Source organism: Flavobacterium sp., assembly GCF_024642105.1.
In the GTDB taxonomy this organism is placed as follows: Bacteria; Bacteroidota; Bacteroidia; order Flavobacteriales; family Flavobacteriaceae; genus Flavobacterium.
In genome coordinates, this window is record NZ_JAHEBT010000053.1 from 225,725 (window position 1) to 242,510 (window position 16,786).

Annotated in this window: 16 protein-coding genes; 8 read left to right on the plus strand and 8 right to left on the minus strand. The window is 33.3% G+C overall.

Annotated elements, in window-relative coordinates:
• Positions 1-14: 14 nt before the first annotated feature.
• Complete coding sequence (locus Q0L65_RS09340) at positions 15-1,223, plus strand: peptidylprolyl isomerase (protein ID WP_296685633.1); 1,209 nt, start codon at positions 15-17, stop codon at positions 1,221-1,223.
• A 73-nt stretch (positions 1,224-1,296) separates the two neighbouring features.
• Here the strand turns inward: Q0L65_RS09340 and Q0L65_RS09345 are convergent, their stop codons facing one another.
• On the minus strand, positions 1,297-1,734 hold the full coding sequence (locus Q0L65_RS09345; protein WP_296685635.1) for a hypothetical protein: 438 nt from the start codon (positions 1,732-1,734) through the stop codon (positions 1,297-1,299).
• Positions 1,735-1,998: 264 nt separating this feature from the next.
• Between Q0L65_RS09345 and Q0L65_RS09350 the strand changes: the two genes are divergently transcribed.
• Both Q0L65_RS09350 and Q0L65_RS09355 read left to right on the plus strand, forming a co-directional pair.
• Entirely contained in the window at positions 1,999-2,691 is a 693-nt protein-coding gene (locus tag Q0L65_RS09350) for a DUF6629 family protein (protein WP_296685636.1), read from the plus strand.
• 17 nt (positions 2,692-2,708) lie between these two features.
• A complete protein-coding gene (locus Q0L65_RS09355) occupies positions 2,709-4,163 on the plus strand; it encodes a PAS domain S-box protein (protein ID WP_296685638.1) in 1,455 nt (484 codons plus the stop codon).
• A 31-nt stretch (positions 4,164-4,194) separates the two neighbouring features.
• On the opposite strand, the gene Q0L65_RS09360 is transcribed toward Q0L65_RS09355, so the two are convergent.
• The 4 genes from Q0L65_RS09360 to Q0L65_RS09375 form a co-directional block, all read right to left on the minus strand.
• Positions 4,195-4,551, minus strand: a complete 357-nt coding sequence (locus tag Q0L65_RS09360; RefSeq protein ID WP_296685639.1) for a hypothetical protein — start codon at positions 4,549-4,551, stop codon at positions 4,195-4,197.
• 50 nt (positions 4,552-4,601) lie between these two features.
• Complete coding sequence (locus Q0L65_RS09365; RefSeq protein ID WP_296685641.1) at positions 4,602-5,780, minus strand: AIR synthase related protein; 1,179 nt, start codon at positions 5,778-5,780, stop codon at positions 4,602-4,604.
• A gap of 198 nt (positions 5,781-5,978) precedes the next feature.
• Positions 5,979-6,656 carry a hypothetical protein gene (locus Q0L65_RS09370; RefSeq protein WP_296685643.1) on the minus strand — a complete coding sequence of 226 codons (678 nt, stop codon included), beginning with the start codon at positions 6,654-6,656 and terminating at the stop codon, positions 5,979-5,981.
• 152 nt (positions 6,657-6,808) lie between these two features.
• Positions 6,809-8,998 (minus strand): glutamine synthetase III, encoded by a 2,190-nt coding sequence (locus Q0L65_RS09375; RefSeq protein ID WP_296685645.1) that lies wholly within the window; start codon positions 8,996-8,998, stop codon positions 6,809-6,811.
• 268 nt (positions 8,999-9,266) lie between these two features.
• On the opposite strand from Q0L65_RS09375, the gene Q0L65_RS09380 reads away from it, so the two are divergent.
• From Q0L65_RS09380 to purU, 3 genes are all read left to right on the plus strand, one after another.
• Positions 9,267-10,283 (plus strand): glutamine synthetase beta-grasp domain-containing protein, encoded by a 1,017-nt coding sequence (locus Q0L65_RS09380; protein WP_296685646.1) that lies wholly within the window; start codon positions 9,267-9,269, stop codon positions 10,281-10,283.
• 111 nt (positions 10,284-10,394) lie between these two features.
• Complete coding sequence (locus Q0L65_RS09385) at positions 10,395-10,955, plus strand: DUF1543 domain-containing protein (RefSeq protein WP_296685648.1); 561 nt, start codon at positions 10,395-10,397, stop codon at positions 10,953-10,955.
• Between the two features lie 120 nt (positions 10,956-11,075).
• Positions 11,076-11,930 carry a formyltetrahydrofolate deformylase gene (gene purU, locus Q0L65_RS09390; RefSeq protein ID WP_296685650.1) on the plus strand — a complete coding sequence of 285 codons (855 nt, stop codon included), beginning with the start codon at positions 11,076-11,078 and terminating at the stop codon, positions 11,928-11,930.
• A gap of 163 nt (positions 11,931-12,093) precedes the next feature.
• Here the strand turns inward: purU and Q0L65_RS09395 are convergent, their stop codons facing one another.
• The 3 genes from Q0L65_RS09395 to prfA all read right to left on the minus strand — a co-directional run bounded on the left by Q0L65_RS09395 (position 12,094) and on the right by prfA (position 15,001).
• Complete coding sequence (locus Q0L65_RS09395) at positions 12,094-12,879, minus strand: alpha/beta hydrolase (protein ID WP_296685652.1); 786 nt, start codon at positions 12,877-12,879, stop codon at positions 12,094-12,096.
• A gap of 38 nt (positions 12,880-12,917) precedes the next feature.
• Positions 12,918-13,730, minus strand: coding sequence for an orotidine-5'-phosphate decarboxylase (gene pyrF / locus Q0L65_RS09400; RefSeq protein ID WP_296685653.1), 813 nt, complete (start codon positions 13,728-13,730; stop codon positions 12,918-12,920).
• A 194-nt stretch (positions 13,731-13,924) separates the two neighbouring features.
• Positions 13,925-15,001 (minus strand): peptide chain release factor 1, encoded by a 1,077-nt coding sequence (gene prfA / locus Q0L65_RS09405; RefSeq protein ID WP_296685655.1) that lies wholly within the window; start codon positions 14,999-15,001, stop codon positions 13,925-13,927.
• 323 nt (positions 15,002-15,324) lie between these two features.
• Between prfA and Q0L65_RS09410 the strand changes: the two genes are divergently transcribed.
• Positions 15,325-16,104, plus strand: coding sequence for a hypothetical protein (locus tag Q0L65_RS09410; protein WP_296685657.1), 780 nt, complete (start codon positions 15,325-15,327; stop codon positions 16,102-16,104).
• Positions 16,105-16,275: 171 nt separating this feature from the next.
• Positions 16,276-16,749, plus strand: a complete 474-nt coding sequence (locus Q0L65_RS09415) for a DUF6265 family protein (protein ID WP_296685659.1) — start codon at positions 16,276-16,278, stop codon at positions 16,747-16,749.
• The last annotated feature ends 37 nt before the right edge of the window (positions 16,750-16,786 follow it).

A 16,786-nucleotide genomic window follows, 5' to 3' on the forward strand; every position in this document is an offset into this window, starting at 1 on the left:
TACAATCAGACCAGATGAAATTTAAATTTTTAGCATTCTTATTTTTAGGAATTATAAGTGTACAAGCACAAAAATTAAAAAAAGGACTTCCAGCAAAAAAACCTGCTATTTCACAAATGGCGAGTCCAAAAACTATAGAGGGAATTTTTGCCAATATTGTAACCAATAAAGGAACTATTGTAGTACAATTGGAATACCAAAAAACGCCTATTACTGTAGCCAACTTCATCAGCTTAGTAGAAGGGAAAAACACTTTCGTAACCGATGAAAAATTAAAAGGAAAACCATTTTATGATGGTTTAAAATTTCACCGAGTAATTAAAGATTTCATGATTCAAGGAGGTGATCCTGTTGGAAATGGTTCAGGAGGTCCAGGTTATGCCTTTAAAGATGAAATCACTGATTTAAAACACAGTAAAGGAGGAATCCTTTCTATGGCTAATTCAGGCCCTGCTTCTAACGGAAGTCAGTTTTTTATAACTCATAAAGATACTCCCTGGTTAGACGGAATACATACTGTTTTTGGTCATGTTACTCAGGGAATGGATGTTGTCAATAAAATAGAGCAAAACGATGTTATCACTAAAGTGACTATTAGTAGAAAAGGCGCTTTAGCTGCTAAATTTAATGCGGTTAAAGTATTCACTGATTACTATGCAAACAAAGCAGATGATGCTAAAAAACAAACCGCTATTGACGCAGAAAACAGAGCCAAACAAGCGGCTATTCAGGCAGAAAATAGACGAATTTATTTAGAAAAATACGGCAATGTCATTAAAGAAAAAGCAGCTTATTTAGCAGCTACTAAAGCTACGGCTACTACCACTGCTTCAGGCCTGCAATATGCTCTTTTACAAAAAGGAACTGATATAAAACCAGTTGCGGGAAGCACTATTTATTTCAAATATGCTGGTTATTTTGAAGATGGAAACTTATTTGATAGTAACTTCGAAGACGTTGCTACAACTTTTGGACAATTCAACCAAGCACGTGCCAATCAAAATGGTTACCAAGCTTTTCCTTTTGAAGCAGGTAAAAAAGACGGTATGATTCCTGGATTTTTAGAAGGATTGAGTTTAATGAACATTGGCGATAGAATGTTATTGTTCCTTCCTGCTAAATTGGCTTACGGTGAAAGAGGTGCTGGTGGAGTAATTCCGCCCAATACTAATTTAGTTTTTGAATTGGAAATTTCAGATAAGGCTCCTACTCCTAAACAATAACCTTTTTACAGGGACAAAATAAAAAATCCTCAACAAATTGTTGAGGATTTTTTATTGCAATCAATTTGTACTATTATTTTCCAAATTTCCAATCAAACTCATCTTTCGCATTGATGATGGCTCCGATTTCAAACTTCACTACTTCTTCAAACTCAGTTTGAAAAATAATCCAATGCTCTTCGTTGAAATAGTTTTCAAACGTATCAAATTCTTCTTGAGTGAATTTGGTAATATTTTTTGCCGCCAAATCTTTTTTAACTTCCGTTATTTTTTTGCCAATAATGGTGTTTCCAAACAATTCCAAATCAGCTCCAGAAGCCACAATATATCCCAATCTAAAATCTTCTTCTTGATAAAAAGTCAAACGTGCTTTTAGTTTATTGTATACTAAAATCTGATTGTCGTCTTCGTCTTTATAATTGCGGTCTGGCTTTCCGTAAATGGCTTCCACATCTTTTTGTTTCATTCCAAAAAGTAGTTTATCAATGCCGTTTTTTAGATTTATTTTCATGTTTTGATATTTTGGTGCAAAGTTCGGGAAGTTTTATTCAAATTAATACAAATTGTCTCAATTAAAATAAATCAATTATAAAATACTGATTTCCAATTGTTAAATTAAAAAACAATTCTTATCTTAGTTGTTGTATTTGAATCTAAAAGGATCAAATTCACCCCAAATTTGTTCTCATTTATTTTCAGAAAACCCTACTAATTGGAGCATTGATACAACAATGTATTCAATACAACTTTTATTTAATTATTTAAGTCAATAAGTATGTGTTTTTCAGCCAATGCAAGTTTCGGAGCAGGTGTCGTTTTAGCAGCGATCGGGATAGCTTCTGTCAAAAAAGTACAACAAGCTCCACAAATTTATTTTGCTACTATTCCCCTTATATTTTCAATACAACAAATTAGTGAAGGGTTCGTTTGGCTTTCGCTAACCCATCCTGCATTTCAATTTATTCAAAAGCCATCTACCTATATATTTCTCTATTTTGCACAAGTTATCTGGCCTATTTGGGTACCACTTTCTATTATGAAATTAGAGCATTTTAAGAAAAAACAACGCTTGCATTATGCATTTGTAACTATCGGTTGTTTGATTGCTTTTTATTTAGGATTTTGTATGATTACTTATCCTGTTCAAGCTAAAATAATTGGATATCATATTACATATATCCAAGAATATCCTATTGCATTTAGAGGATACGGCGAATTCCTTTACGGTTTGGCTAGCATTGTACCTGCTTTTCTTTCTAATGTCAAACGAATGTGGATTATTGGAGTTACTATTATCACATCGTATCTAATCACAACCTTTTTCTACGAAGAATATATCATCTCTGTTTGGTGTTTTTTTGCAACAATAATAAGTGTTGTCGTATTTTTTATTTTGGAAAACATCAAAAAGAAGACAGAAGGATGGAATGGATATCTTAATCCTCAAGTTCAGATCACTCACCATTAACCTATAATTATTATATCATGAAAATTACTTTTGAAAACAAAATACTGTTCGGTTTTATAGTCAACTTACTAGTTGTAATTGCTTTAGTATGGTCTTATACTACTAGGATTAAAAATCAAGGCAATGATAATTTAAATCAGATGTTAGATTGGGCAATTGGATTCTTATTTCTTCTTTCAATAGTACTATTGAGTGTAGTATACATTATCATTCGAACTCAACTTAGAGTCAAAAATATTTCACAAAAATTACTATTTGAAAACCAACAATTGTTACAATCTATAATTGACAATGCTTCTAGTCTAATCTTTATAAAAAGAATCAATGGGGAATATCTTTTAATTAACAAACAATTCGCTTCTTTATATCAAGTAAATAGTAGTACTATCATTGGCAAAACAGATGCCGACTTTTTAGCACCCGAATTAGCCTATGCTAATCGAAATTCGGATATGGAAGTAGTTAAAGCTTTAAAAGAAATTAAAATCGAAGAAACCGTAGAACAGGAAGATGGAGAACATACTTATTTAGCTATAAAATTTCCTTTATACGATTCAACTGGAAGGATATACGCTATTGGAAGTATTGCTACAGATATTACTGAAAGAAAAAAATTAGAAGAATCATTAGCTTCTTCTGATAAACTCTTCAATATGTCAACTGAGATGATGCTAATTGCAACGTTGGAAAAATTTATAAAAGTCAACCCAGCCACTTCCAAAATATTAGGATATTCTGAAACAGAATTATTGAACCAACCTTTTCTCAATTTTGTACATCCGGAAGATAAAAACAACACCAAACAAGAAGTTACAAAATTGAAAGGAGGAGATATAACAACGCAATTCAAAAATCGATACATCTGCAAGGATGGATCTACAAAATGGCTTCAATGGTCTACTTCTCCCGATACTTCAACAGGATTATTATATGCGGTAGCCCAAGACATCACAGCTTTAATTGAATTGGAAAACGAACAAAAAAACACCATTAACCAACTATATGAGAATGAAGAAAAACTACGTATCATCCTTGAAAACATTAACGAAGGAATCTTAGTAGCTAATACTGATAAAAAAACCATTTTAGCTAATACAATGGCTAATGAGTTATTTGGGATTGAAGAAGATGAGAAGATATCCCCCAATTTAATCAACCATTTTGAATTGTATTATCCCGATGAAAGAACAATTTTCCCATCACAAAACTTACCGATGGAAAGAGCATTACTCGGAGAAGAAACAAATGACATTGATTTAGTGCTTTGGAATCCTAATACCCAAGAAAAAAGAAGACTCCTTATTAGTGGCAAACCACTAATTGATCAAGACAATAAGGTGGTCGCAGCAATTATTACCCTAAAAGATATTAGTCAATACAAACAACTAGAGGCTGAATTAAAAGAAACAGAATCAAAATACCGACAATTAATCGGGTTTAAAAAAGGAGAAGAAAAGGGAAAAGAAGAATAATAAAACTATCATTCGCATTTATTTCTTAACCTTATTCATTCATTTCGTCAAAACGAATAGGGACTTGAGGATCGTAACAAGGACATTTGAATTCTTCCAAAGTAGCAGCCAATAATTCCATTGTTTTTCCTTCGGTTCCATAACAGTCAATTTGAATGCTTTGTGAAGTAGTCTTCACTTGAAAAGCACCTTTTCCTTTGGAATTTTTCCAACTGTTATCGTCTACTTTTTCCCAACTAGAAAAAACACTGGCGATACGATTGAGTATCACAGTTACAGGTAATTCTTCCAAACCCTCAACCATTTCTTGTTCTATCAAAGATTCGTAAACCAATTGATGGTTCAAATAAATCCCTTCCTGATACTGCCAAAATACTAATTCGTACATTTAAATAGTTTAAAGTTTATGGTTTATTAGTTTAGAAATAATAAACTAATTTAGTACTCAAACGTACCGTATTCGCTAGAAATAGTTAATTTTTTAGTCTCTGAAGCTTCCACTCTACCTACAATTTGGGCATCAACATTAAACGATTTTGAAATGGCAATAATATCTTGGGCCACTGCTTCAGGAACATACAATTCCATTCGGTGACCACAATTGAATACTTGGTACATTTCTTTCCAGTCGGTTTTAGATTGCTCTTGAATCAATTGAAACAATGGCGGAACTGGAAACAAATTATCTTTTATAATGTGTAGATTATTTACAAAATGTAAAATTTTAGTTTGCGCTCCTCCACTGCAATGTACCATTCCGTGAATTTCTTTTGAAGAATAGTTGTCTAAAATTTTCTTGATAATCGGCGCATAGGTTCTGGTTGGCGAAAGCACTAATTGCCCTGCGTCGATAGGAGAATTTTCAACTGCATCTGTTAAGTTAACCTGACCCGAATAAATCAATTCTTCAGGCACAGCCGAATCAAAACTTTCTGGATATTTTTGTGCCAAATACTTCCCAAATACATCGTGACGTGCCGAAGTTAAACCATTACTTCCCATCCCTCCGTTGTAACTTTTTTCGTAAGTGGCTTGTCCAAAAGAGGCTAAACCTACAATTACATCTCCCGCTTGAATGTTGGCATTATCAATTACTTTAGTGCGTGGCATTCTTGCTGTAACCGTTGAATCAACAATAATAGTACGAACTAAATCGCCTACATCAGCCGTTTCCCCACCTGTAGAATGAATGGTTACTCCAAAAGAATCCAATTCTTTAATCAACTCCTCGGTTCCATTGATAATAGCCGAAATGACTTCTGCTGGAATTAGGTTTTTATTTCTTCCAATAGTAGAAGAAAGCAAAATATTATCCGTAGCTCCCACACACAACAAGTCATCAATATTCATAATCAACGCATCTTGCGCAATGCCTTTCCATACTGAAATATCGCCCGTTTCTTTCCAATACATATAGGCCAAAGACGATTTAGTACCTGCACCATCAGCATGCATAATCAAACAATACTTGGCGTCTTGGGTTAAATAATCGGGAACGATTTTACAAAAGGCTTGCGGAAACAATCCTTTGTCAATATTTTTAATAGCGTTATGCACATCTTCTTTAGATGCCGAAACACCGCGTTGTGCGTATCTTTTTGAAGTATCTGAACTCATGTAGTTAGTGGTGTAGTCTGCCTTTCGGCAAAATGTATTTTCGGCAAAGATAATTATTTTTTTGGCTTTTGCCTAAGTAGAATTTTCAAGTGATTCATCTATTTTTCCCTCCGCTCCCGATAGCTCGGATTTGCAAATCCGCGCCATCCGTTGCGGTAGGGAAACAAATTAAAAATATTTTTAGTATCTACAGAAAAATTAGTTTAAAAGCAATGGCACTTTATTTGATTTTAAACTTCCAGTAAAAATTTTATAGCCTTGATTTTCAATAGAATCGATTTTATGTTTAGAAACATACTTATTTATATAATTCTGTTTTATAAAATACTCTATTCGTCCTTTATATTTTTTAGATTTATCTATTTCATAATAACTATGAACATTATCTTTTAGATACTCAACAACTAAATGAAAAGGAATCTTTAATTTAAATGATTTACCTGCTCTAACTTTATAAAAAGTTAATGTATTATTAAATCGTCCTTTTTTATATAGTTTTGAATATAAATTAAATTCATTAACTATTAAAGTATCTGACCTCTTGCTTAAAAAATTATTTTTATTAAAATAAATAGTATCATTATGAAATCCAGAATCTTTAATTTCCCAAATTACACCAAAACTCCTATTTGAATCATCATATAATACAACTTTAGGATTTTGAAATTTATTTCTATTAAAATAAACATCTCTATTGTAGTAATTTGCATCAATTAAAAAACAATAATTATATTTAGTATTGTTTTTAAATTCAATTAATATTGTATCTCCATTTTTTAGATTTGAATTCAAAATCTTAATCTCCATATTTGGATTCTTATCTATCCCATTAATAAGAAAAAAAATGGTAATTAGATTAAAAAGTAAAATTTTCATAATAAGATTATATAAATTGAGAAAATTTATTCCATAAATATTGCTCCCGCTGCGCAAAACCTCCTAACTTTGGACTTAATCAAATATAATAAAAAACTTAAAAAAAGCCTCCCTAAAATAGAGAGGCTTTTTTTTTAAAATATATCCAATTATTATTTAGTAAACAATAATTCTCTGTATTTTGTCAGCGTCCATAATTCGTTATCGACTAACAATTCCAATTTGTCACAGTGATTTCTAATGATATCAAAGTACGGTTTTACTTTATTGCAATAGGCTTCGGCCATTGCTTGAGCATCTGTTAAACCATTTGCTTTTTTTCTTTCATCAGTCATTTCTTCCACCTTGGTATTGATGCCTTCAATATGAGCTGAAATTTGTTTGATAATCGCGATTTGCTCTTTAGAAACGCTTTCAAAATCTTTTCCAAAAATTTCTTTCAAACCACGAACGTTTTCAATCAAGGTATTTTGGTAACGAATTGCTGTTGGAATCACATGATTACGAGCTATATCTCCTAAAACACGACCTTCAATTTGGATTTTTTTAGTGTATTCTTCCAACTCGATTTCGTAACGTGCCTCTACCTCAACATGATTCATAATTCCTAGTTCAGAGAACAAATCCAAGGCTTGTTTAGACGCTCTAGCTTTTAAAGCTTCTGGAGTCGTTTTGTAATTACTCAACCCTCTTTTAGCCGCTTCTTGTTCCCAAGCATCGCTGTACCCATCACCTTCAAACAAGATTTTTTTAGATTGCTTGATGTATTCTCTTAAAACGTTGAAAATAGCATCATCTTTTTTCATGCTTTTTTCATCAATCAAAGTGTCTACTTCTACTTTAAAATCACGCAATTGTTTCGCCACAATAGCATTCAAAGTAGTCATAGCATTGGAACAATTGGCAGAAGAACCCACCGCTCTAAACTCAAATTTATTTCCGGTAAAGGCAAATGGAGACGTTCTATTTCTGTCGGTATTATCCAACATTAAATCTGGAATTTTACCTACCACATTCAATTTTAAATCTGTTTTTTCTTCAGGAGATAATTTTCCAGTTGTAACCCCTTCTAATTCAGCTAAAACTTTAGTCAATGAATCTCCAATAAATACTGAAATGATAGCTGGAGGTGCTTCATTAGCTCCCAATCGATGGTCATTACTTGCCGTCGCAATAGAAGCTCTTAGTAAGGATTCATTATCATTTACCGCCTTAATTGTATTGATAAAGAAAGTCAAAAACTGCAAATTACTCATTGGTGTTTTACTTGGACTCAACAAGTTCACGCCAGTATCAGTAGCCAATGACCAGTTGTTGTGTTTTCCTGAACCATTAACTCCTTTGAATGGTTTCTCGTGGAATAAAATTTTGAAATCATGACGCTCTGCCACTTTTTCCATCACATCCATTAACAAACAGTTGTGGTCTACCGCCAAATTCGTTTCTTCAAAAATAGGCGCCAACTCAAATTGGTTTGGTGCCACTTCGTTATGACGAGTTTTAACCGGAATTCCTAGTAACATACACTCTTGCTCTAAATCTCTCATGTACGTCAACGCACGCGTAGGAATAGAACCAAAATAATGATCATCCAATTGTTGTCCTTTTGCTGATGTATGTCCTAACAACGTTCTACCTGTCATCATTAAATCAGGGCGCGATTTTGCTAAAGAACGATCCACCAAGAAATATTCTTGTTCCCACCCTAAAGTAGCCGTTACTTTCTTAACATTTTTGTCAAAATATTTACAAACTTCGGTAGCCGCATCATCCATTACAGTCAACGCGCGCAACAAAGGTGTTTTATAATCTAAAGCTTCTCCTGTGTACGAAATGAAAACGGTTGGAATACATAAAGTAGTTCCAAAAATAAACGCTGGAGAAGTTGGATCCCAAGCGGTATATCCTCTTGCTTCGAAAGTATTTCTAATTCCGCCATTTGGAAAACTAGATGCATCTGGTTCTTGTTGTACCAATTGCGCTCCGCCAAATTTTTCTACAGGATCACTTCCATCATACGAAGTCTCAAAGAAAGCATCGTGCTTTTCAGCCGTAGTACCCGTTAATGGTTGAAACCAGTGCGTATAATGAGTTACTCCTTTAGAAAGTGCCCATTCTTTCATTCCCATTGCTACATAATCAGCAATCTTTCTATCAATTTTAGTTCCGTGTTGAATAGCACCTTGAACTGCTTTATAAGCCTCAGAAGTCAAATACTGCTTCATCGCTTTGGCATTAAAAACATTAGAACCGAAAATAATTGATTTTTTTTCAGTCTCTTCAAAGTGTAGTGGCTTTCTAGTAGAGGCTTCTCTCAAAGCTTGAAAACGTAATGTTGACATTTTGACAATTTTAAATTATTAAATACTCATTTTCACTAAGTAAAGCAAAGATAAACAATAATAAATAATATAAAATCAAGAGAGACCATTGCGAAATTATTTTTTATAAGTACAAAAAATTGATATTTTTTAAATATACCCCCAATAAAATGCAGTTCTGTGAAAAGTAACTTATTGCATTATAAAAAACACCCCCTTTTTTTTTAGCACTGAAAAAATATTTTAAATTTGTACCAGAATTTGAATCACAAAATAAATTTATATTATCATGGCTAAAATTAAATTAGAGTACCTTTGGTTAGATGGTTACGAACCAACTCAAAATCTTAGAAGTAAAACTAAAGTGGAAGAGCACGAAAACTTTCAAGGAACTTTAGCAGAAATTGGAAACTGGTCTTTTGACGGGTCTTCAACAAAACAAGCTGAAGGTGGATCTTCTGACTGTTTATTAGTACCAGTTGCAATCTATCCAGATCCAACTCGTATCAATGGATATTTAGTAATGTCAGAAGTTATGTATGCTGACGGAACTCCACACCCTTCTAATGGTAGAGCAACTATCGACGATGAGGATGATGATTTCTGGTTTGGTTTTGAGCAAGAATATTTCATCATGGATACTAAAACTTTATTGCCTTTAGGATTCCCTGTTGGAGGTTACCCTGCACCACAAGGTATGTACTACTGTTCAGTTGGTGGAAAAAATACTCACGGAAGAAAATTAGTTGAAGAGCATGCTGATTTATGTATTGCTGCTGGAATTAACTTCGAAGGAATTAACCAAGAAGTGGCTTGTGGACAATGGGAATTCCAATTGTTTGCTAAAGGAGCTAAAAAAGCAGGTGATGAAATCTGGGTTGCTAGATATTTATTAGACCGTTTGACTGAAAAATATGGTTACTATATTGAATACCACCCAAAACCACTTGGTGATACTGACTGGAATGGTTCTGGTATGCATGCTAACTTCTCTAACAATGTTTTAAGAACATGTGGAGATCAAGCTACTTACGAAAGAATTTGTGAAGCGTTCCGTCCTGTAACTAAAGAACACATTGCTGTTTATGGTGCATACAACGACCAACGTTTGACTGGTAAACATGAAACTGCATCTATCCACGATTTCTCTTACGGAGTATCTGATAGAGGAGCTTCAATCCGTATTCCATTAATCACTGTTCAAAAAGGATGGAAAGGATGGTTGGAAGACAGAAGACCAGCTTCAAATGGAGATCCATACAAAATTGCTGCTAGAATTATCAAAACTGTAAAATCAGCTTTGTAATCTAATTCCAATTATATCAAATGAGTGTCTTCCAAAAGAAGACACTTTTTTTTGCAATAAATTCACAACTCCTTTCATTTCAGATAGTAAAAAACCCTTATTTTTGTTTTTATGACAAATACACTAAAACTTTATATGGTCATGTTGGGTTGTACTCCCGAAGGCCGATATACCGAACAACACGATATTTTTTTCGGAATAGGAAATTCTTTAAAAGAATTAATTCCGCAAATGGATGCTTTTTGGCCTGAAGCCAAAGGAAAATTTCATATCGATGCTTGGCGCGAAGTAACAGCAGTTGACAACTTTTCCATTACAATCGAGCCTAAAAACATAATCGAAAACAACGAAAAATTATTCTTCATTAATTTAGGAGGCTATAAAGAAAATGAATTTGAAGAGTACCATTACAAAACATTGGCAGTAGCCGAAAGTTTAGGTTTAGCCGCTAAAGTAGCTAAAGCCACTACTTTCTATAAGCACTTTAGTTTTGAAGGAGCCGTCTCTCATATTGATGATAAATACGGCATCGATGTAGATGATATTTACAATGTTAATGATATTTTAGCTCCAATTTTTAAAGAGAACTATTCAATACAAATTACACCTTCTGAAGTTCCTTTAAAAGACGACCCATTTCATATTGGCTATTTAAAAATTGACAAAATTTAAACCCAATTTTCTAAAACAATTCCACTTCAGATTGTTTTAAAAATGAGGTGATTCAATTGAAAAATAAGTTTAGATTTGAAACCAGATTAACAATTAACAACGAGTTCCAAAATAAAATATATGCAACGAATTACGATACTTATTCACTGCGAAGACCAAAAATCGATTATTGCCACAGTTACCAATTATATTGCCTCGATTGACGGAAATATTACCTACTTAGACCAACACGTAGATGCAGATGAAAATGTATTTTTTATGCGTTTAGAATGTGAGTTTAGTGCTAAAGATTGGAATTTAGAATCGATTAAATCGCATTTTGAAACTCATTTAGCCAATCCATTCAACATGAATTGGGAAATTTATTCGCAGGATCAAAAGCCACGTATGGCATTATTTATTTCTAAATACGACCACTGTTTGTATGATATTTTAGGCCGTTATAGTGCTGGCGAATTGAATCTTGAAATTCCTTTAATTATAAGTAACCACGAAGATTTAAGATCAGTAGCAGAACGTTTTGAAATTCCGTTTGAATACGTTCCTTTCACTAAAGAAATTAAAGCTCAAGGAGAACAACAACAATTAGATTTATTAGCAAAGCATCAAATTGACTTTGTAGTACTAGCACGTTATATGCAAATTATTACACCGAATTTGATTGCCGCTTATAAAAATAAAATCATCAATATTCACCATTCATTTTTACCTGCATTTCCAGGAGCAAAACCGTATCATTCGGCTTTTAAACGTGGCGTAAAAATTATTGGAGCAACGAGCCATTATGTAACCGAAGAATTAGACGAAGGTCCAATTATTGAACAGGACATTACACGTGTTTCCCACAGTCATTCTATTGAGGACTTTATCATGAAAGGACGCGACTTGGAACGAATGGTTTTAGCTAGAGCCATAAAACTACATTCTGAACGTAAAACGATTGTGTACAACAACAAAACAGTAGTTTTTTCTTAGTTGTAAAAAACTTAACGAAGCTTCAACAAACTAATAACAAAACCTTAACACTACTACTATCAATCATTTATGATATTTGCAGTGATAATAAACTGGTTATTTATTATTTTGGTTTTGGTTAGTTATGAAAATGCCGATAGCTTTAAAAAGTTATCGGCATTTTTTAATGGTTTATCTTAATAAAGGAAAGCACCTCGGTATTAAACAAAATAGGCTGCTCTACATTGACCACATGTCCTGAATTTTGTATCACACACAGTTTAGAGCTTCGATAATGACTTTCAACTACTTTACGAACTGCGGGTAAAAACATATAATCTTCCTCTCCCATTACATACAAGGTAGGGATATTCAATTCTACTTGACGAAACCATCGCAACACTGGATTAATTTCGGCAGTCAATTTGAACCATTTAATGAATTCTTTTTGGTACAACTTCTTCGCTTCGTTGATAAAGAGGATTCGGGATTGCTTGTGATTTTTATTCGGCATAATAACAAAGGCAAAAAAGCGATACAATACCAAGTAAGGCAAAACATATTTGAATACATTCCCCACAAACATTAAGATTTGAGAGCGAAAATTCATTTTCAAAATAGCACCCCCCATAATCATACTTTGCACGCGTTCTGGGTACATTTCGGCCAACTGGCGAATTAAAATTGTACCTAACGAAATCCCTACAAAATGCGACTTCTGAATTTGCAAATAATCCAACACTTCTAAAATGTCATTGGCTAAAGCCGAAAAAGTATATTTTTGTTTGAAAGCCTTTTTTAAATTGGTTTTCGACTCTCCATGCCCTCGCAAATCCAATAATAATACGTTGTATTCTTTTTGAAAATCACGAATTTGCTTGAACCAAATAGACGAACTACCACCAGCCCCATGAACAAAAGTCACCCATTGGTCGCTGTCTTTGTTTTCGTAAATGGTATAATTAATCAAGGGGTCTTTTTTTTGTAAATATAGAAATTAAAACTACGTTAGCTCAAAATAGCCTGCATTTTTTGCTGCATTTGCAAAGCTTCAGCTCTTGCTTTTTCGGCAAAATCCGTCCCATTAGAAGCATAAATAATAGCTCTTGACGAATTAATCAACAAGCCTACATGGGCATTCATTCCGTATTTACAAACTTCGGATAAACTTCCTCCCTGCGCTCCTACTCCAGGAACTAATAGAAAACTATCAGGAACTATTTTCCGAATTTCCGTAAAATATTCTGCTTTGGTTGCACCCACAACATACATCAAGTTGTGACTGTTTTTCCAAGTTTTAGATGTTTCTAAAACTTGCTTGTACAATTCCGTTCCATTGACATTCAAAGTTTGAAAATCAAACGCACCTTCATTCGAAGTCAACGCCAGCATAATCGTGTGTTTGTCTTCAAAAGCTAAAAATGGCTCTACCGAATCTTTACCCATATACGGCGCTACGGTTACCGAATCAAAATTCAAATCCTCAAAGAATGCTTTGGCATACATCGAAGACGTATTCCCAATATCGCCTCTTTTAGCATCGGCAATGGTAAAAATAGCGGGGTAGTTTTCGTTAATATAACGAATTGTTTTTTCTAAAGACAACCAACCTTTAATTCCGTAAGCTTCATAAAAAGCCGTATTGGGTTTGTAGGCAACTGCTAAATCGTGCGTAGCATCAATAATGGCTTTGTTGAATTCAAAAATAGGATCTTCTGTTTCCAATAGATGTTTCGGAATCTTATTCAAATCCACATCCAAACCTACACATAGAAATGATTTTTTAAGTTGGATTTGGTCAATTAATTGTTGTGTTGTCATTGTTGTATATTTAACCGCAAAGTTCGCAAAGTTTTTCGCAAAGTTCGCAAAGTGTTAAAAAAAATGCCAAACTTAATTTAAGTATGGCATTTGATTTATTTTAAATTTAATGTTTTTTTGCCACTGATTGCACCGATTATAACATATTATTTTAAAATCATCCTAATCCTTTAATCTGTGGCAAACCAACTAGACTAAAAAACTTCGCTAGCTTCTTTTAGTTTCTCCGTATTGTTAACCAATTGCAATTCGTCAACAATTTTCTGAATATCACCATTCATGATGTTACCCAAATCATATAATGTCAACCCAATGCGGTGATCTGTTACACGACCTTGCGCATAATTATAGGTACGGATTTTAGCAGAACGGTCACCTGAACTTACTTGAGAAGTACGCTTAGACGCATCTTCTTCTTGTTTCTTTGCCAATTCCATTTCGTACAAACGAGAACGTAAAACAGTTAACGCCTTATCTTTATTTTTATGTTGCGATTTCTGATCTTGACATTGTGCCACCAATCCAGTTGGAATGTGTGTCAAACGAACGGCTGATTTAGTTGTATTTACCGATTGACCACCAGGCCCTGACGAACAGAAGAAATCCACACGAACATCATTCATATCAATTTGCACATCAAATTCTTCTGCTTCTGGTAAAACCATTACTGTAGCGGCCGATGTGTGTACACGTCCTTGTGTTTCTGTTTGTGGTACACGTTGCACACGATGCACTCCTGCTTCAAACTTCAAAGTTCCGTATACATCTTCTCCGGTAACCTCAAAAATAACCTCTTTAAATCCTCCCGAAGTACCTTCGTTCATATCCACCACAGAGGTTCTCCACCCTCTTCCTTCACAATATTTCGTGTACATACGGAACAAATCACCAGCAAAAATACTCGCCTCATCTCCACCTGTTCCTGCACGAACCTCTACCATTACATTCTTAGCGTCTTCAGGATCTTTAGGAATCAACATGAATTTGATTTCTTCTTCTAGTTCTGGCAAGCGCTCTTTAGCTTCATCTAATTGCATTTTAGCCATTTCTACCATTTCAGCATCAGATCCATCTGTAATAATTTCGTTGGCTTCATCAATATTCGCCATTAACAAAACATACTCGTCGCGTTTTTCGGCCAAGGCTTTCAACCCTTTATATTCTTGATTCAATTGCACATAACGCTTCTGATCTGAAATCACATCGGGTTGAATAATCAAATCCGAAATCTCATCAAAACGTTGCTTTACTATTTGAAGTCTATCTAACATCTTATTTTTCCTTTATTTGGACGGCAAAAATACAAAAAAGATTGCAGAATTAATTTCCGAAGCTCAGATTTTTTGGAGCTAGTTCCAGCTGTACGCTATATCTTTTTATTTTTTTGCGCTTCGACAAGCTACGCTGCAAAAAAAATAAAAAGGATGCCGCTACCATCTGGGCTAAGAGTTTGGATTTTCAGTTGAAAATTTCTAATTATAAATAAATTCCTTATTCATACACTTTTAAAGGTTAATATAGAATTTTTGTATATTTGAAAAACTAGATATGAGTACATCTAAAACAAGCCCCTTATAAACTTAAGTAGAATTCTATGAAAAAATATTTGACCCTATTTTTAATTTCAATTACATCATATTCTTATTGTCAAGAAACTTTTAGTTTTACAAGTAAAATACATCCTAAAAAAACATATTCACTTCAAATGGATATTTCTTCAATTAACGAAACAACAATTAATAATAAAACCACAAAAAGTTCAAGTATATCGAGAATTACAAGAGTAACAAATACTGAGAATGCTAACAGTAATGGATTATTTCCAACAACAATGAATTTTGGTGAAGTAATAGTTTCTGGTGCTGGAAAAGAAGTATTGAGTCCAATATCTAAAACAATTATTAAAGGCTTATTATCTGAAGATAGTAAATTCAAAATAGACACTATTATAAATCCTAATCTTGACCCACAGATAAAAAATGCACTAAAATCCGTTTTTAAAGATTTAAAACCAGACATTGATTTCCCTAAAAACCCGCTACAAATTGGTGATAGTTTTGATTATAAAATTCCCATGAATATTCCAACAAATGGAGAACAAATTAAAGTCTTAATAACCAAAAAATTTACGTTGAAAAGTGTAACAAATAATCTTGCTAAATTTACAGTAGATGAAATTGTTTCTTTGAATATGGAGAGCCAAAATATAAAAGCAATTGGAGATGGAAATGGTTTTGTAGAATTTAACATTTTGGAAAATCAAATAGTAAAAGACAAATCTCATTTTACAATTGATATTACTATAAAAAAAGAAAAAAACAATATTAGAGGTGTAATAACTTCCGATTCTGAAAAAACATTAAAAATCCAATAAACAAAAAGCAAAAGCAGTTTTTACGTAGACTATACTTGAATAAAATTCAACAAAATCAATTTATAATTTGACATAAACTACAGCAGAAAAGCACATCATAGATATCTTAGTTTAATTACCAACTTTTTCCTAATATTGTATTCGTTTCAACAACACTTTAAATTCAACAAAATGCGTCAATTCATTCTTTTTTCATCACTAAGTTTGCTACTATTTTCTTGTACTACTACGTCTAAAAACGAAAAACTAAAAGCAAATGAATGGCTTATCGGTCAATGGGAGAATACATCAGAAGAAGGAATCCTAACTGAAAATTGGACCAAACCAAACGACAGCACTTTAGCGGCGGGTTCTTTTTTCATCAAAGAAAAAGACACCTTGCATTTTGAAGCTATTCGTTTAGTAGAAAAAGAGGGAGAGTTAGTGTATGAAACTACTATCAAAGGACAAAACAACGACAAACCTATTTTGTTTCCATTGATTTCAGAAACGGAAAATGAATTAGTTTTTGAGAACCTCCAAAACGACTATCCACAAAAAATCAAATACCAACGCAATTCAAAAACAGTTATTACCATTGCTATCTCAGGAACTCAAGCTAAAAAAGTAGTTTCGGAGCAATTCAAAATGACGAAAGTAAAATAAATCAACACCATTTTATACCAAACACATCAAACCTTGC

Coding starts and splice junctions, on each gene's coding strand:
- Q0L65_RS09340 (WP_296685633.1), top strand. CDS start 15: ATGAAATTTAAATTTTTAGCATTCTTATTTTTAGGAATTATAAGTGTA.
- Q0L65_RS09345 (WP_296685635.1), bottom strand. CDS start 1,734: ATGAAAATAAATCTAAAAAACGGCATTGATAAACTACTTTTTGGAATG.
- Q0L65_RS09350 (WP_296685636.1), top strand. CDS start 1,999: ATGTGTTTTTCAGCCAATGCAAGTTTCGGAGCAGGTGTCGTTTTAGCA.
- Q0L65_RS09355 (WP_296685638.1), top strand. CDS start 2,709: ATGAAAATTACTTTTGAAAACAAAATACTGTTCGGTTTTATAGTCAAC.
- Q0L65_RS09360 (WP_296685639.1), bottom strand. CDS start 4,551: ATGTACGAATTAGTATTTTGGCAGTATCAGGAAGGGATTTATTTGAAC.
- Q0L65_RS09365 (WP_296685641.1), bottom strand. CDS start 5,780: ATGAGTTCAGATACTTCAAAAAGATACGCACAACGCGGTGTTTCGGCA.
- Q0L65_RS09370 (WP_296685643.1), bottom strand. CDS start 6,656: ATGAAAATTTTACTTTTTAATCTAATTACCATTTTTTTTCTTATTAAT.
- Q0L65_RS09375 (WP_296685645.1), bottom strand. CDS start 8,998: ATGTCAACATTACGTTTTCAAGCTTTGAGAGAAGCCTCTACTAGAAAG.
- Q0L65_RS09380 (WP_296685646.1), top strand. CDS start 9,267: ATGGCTAAAATTAAATTAGAGTACCTTTGGTTAGATGGTTACGAACCA.
- Q0L65_RS09385 (WP_296685648.1), top strand. CDS start 10,395: ATGACAAATACACTAAAACTTTATATGGTCATGTTGGGTTGTACTCCC.
- purU (WP_296685650.1), top strand. CDS start 11,076: ATGCAACGAATTACGATACTTATTCACTGCGAAGACCAAAAATCGATT.
- pyrF (WP_296685653.1), bottom strand. CDS start 13,730: ATGACAACACAACAATTAATTGACCAAATCCAACTTAAAAAATCATTT.
- prfA (WP_296685655.1), bottom strand. CDS start 15,001: ATGTTAGATAGACTTCAAATAGTAAAGCAACGTTTTGATGAGATTTCG.
- Q0L65_RS09410 (WP_296685657.1), top strand. CDS start 15,325: ATGAAAAAATATTTGACCCTATTTTTAATTTCAATTACATCATATTCT.
- Q0L65_RS09415 (WP_296685659.1), top strand. CDS start 16,276: ATGCGTCAATTCATTCTTTTTTCATCACTAAGTTTGCTACTATTTTCT.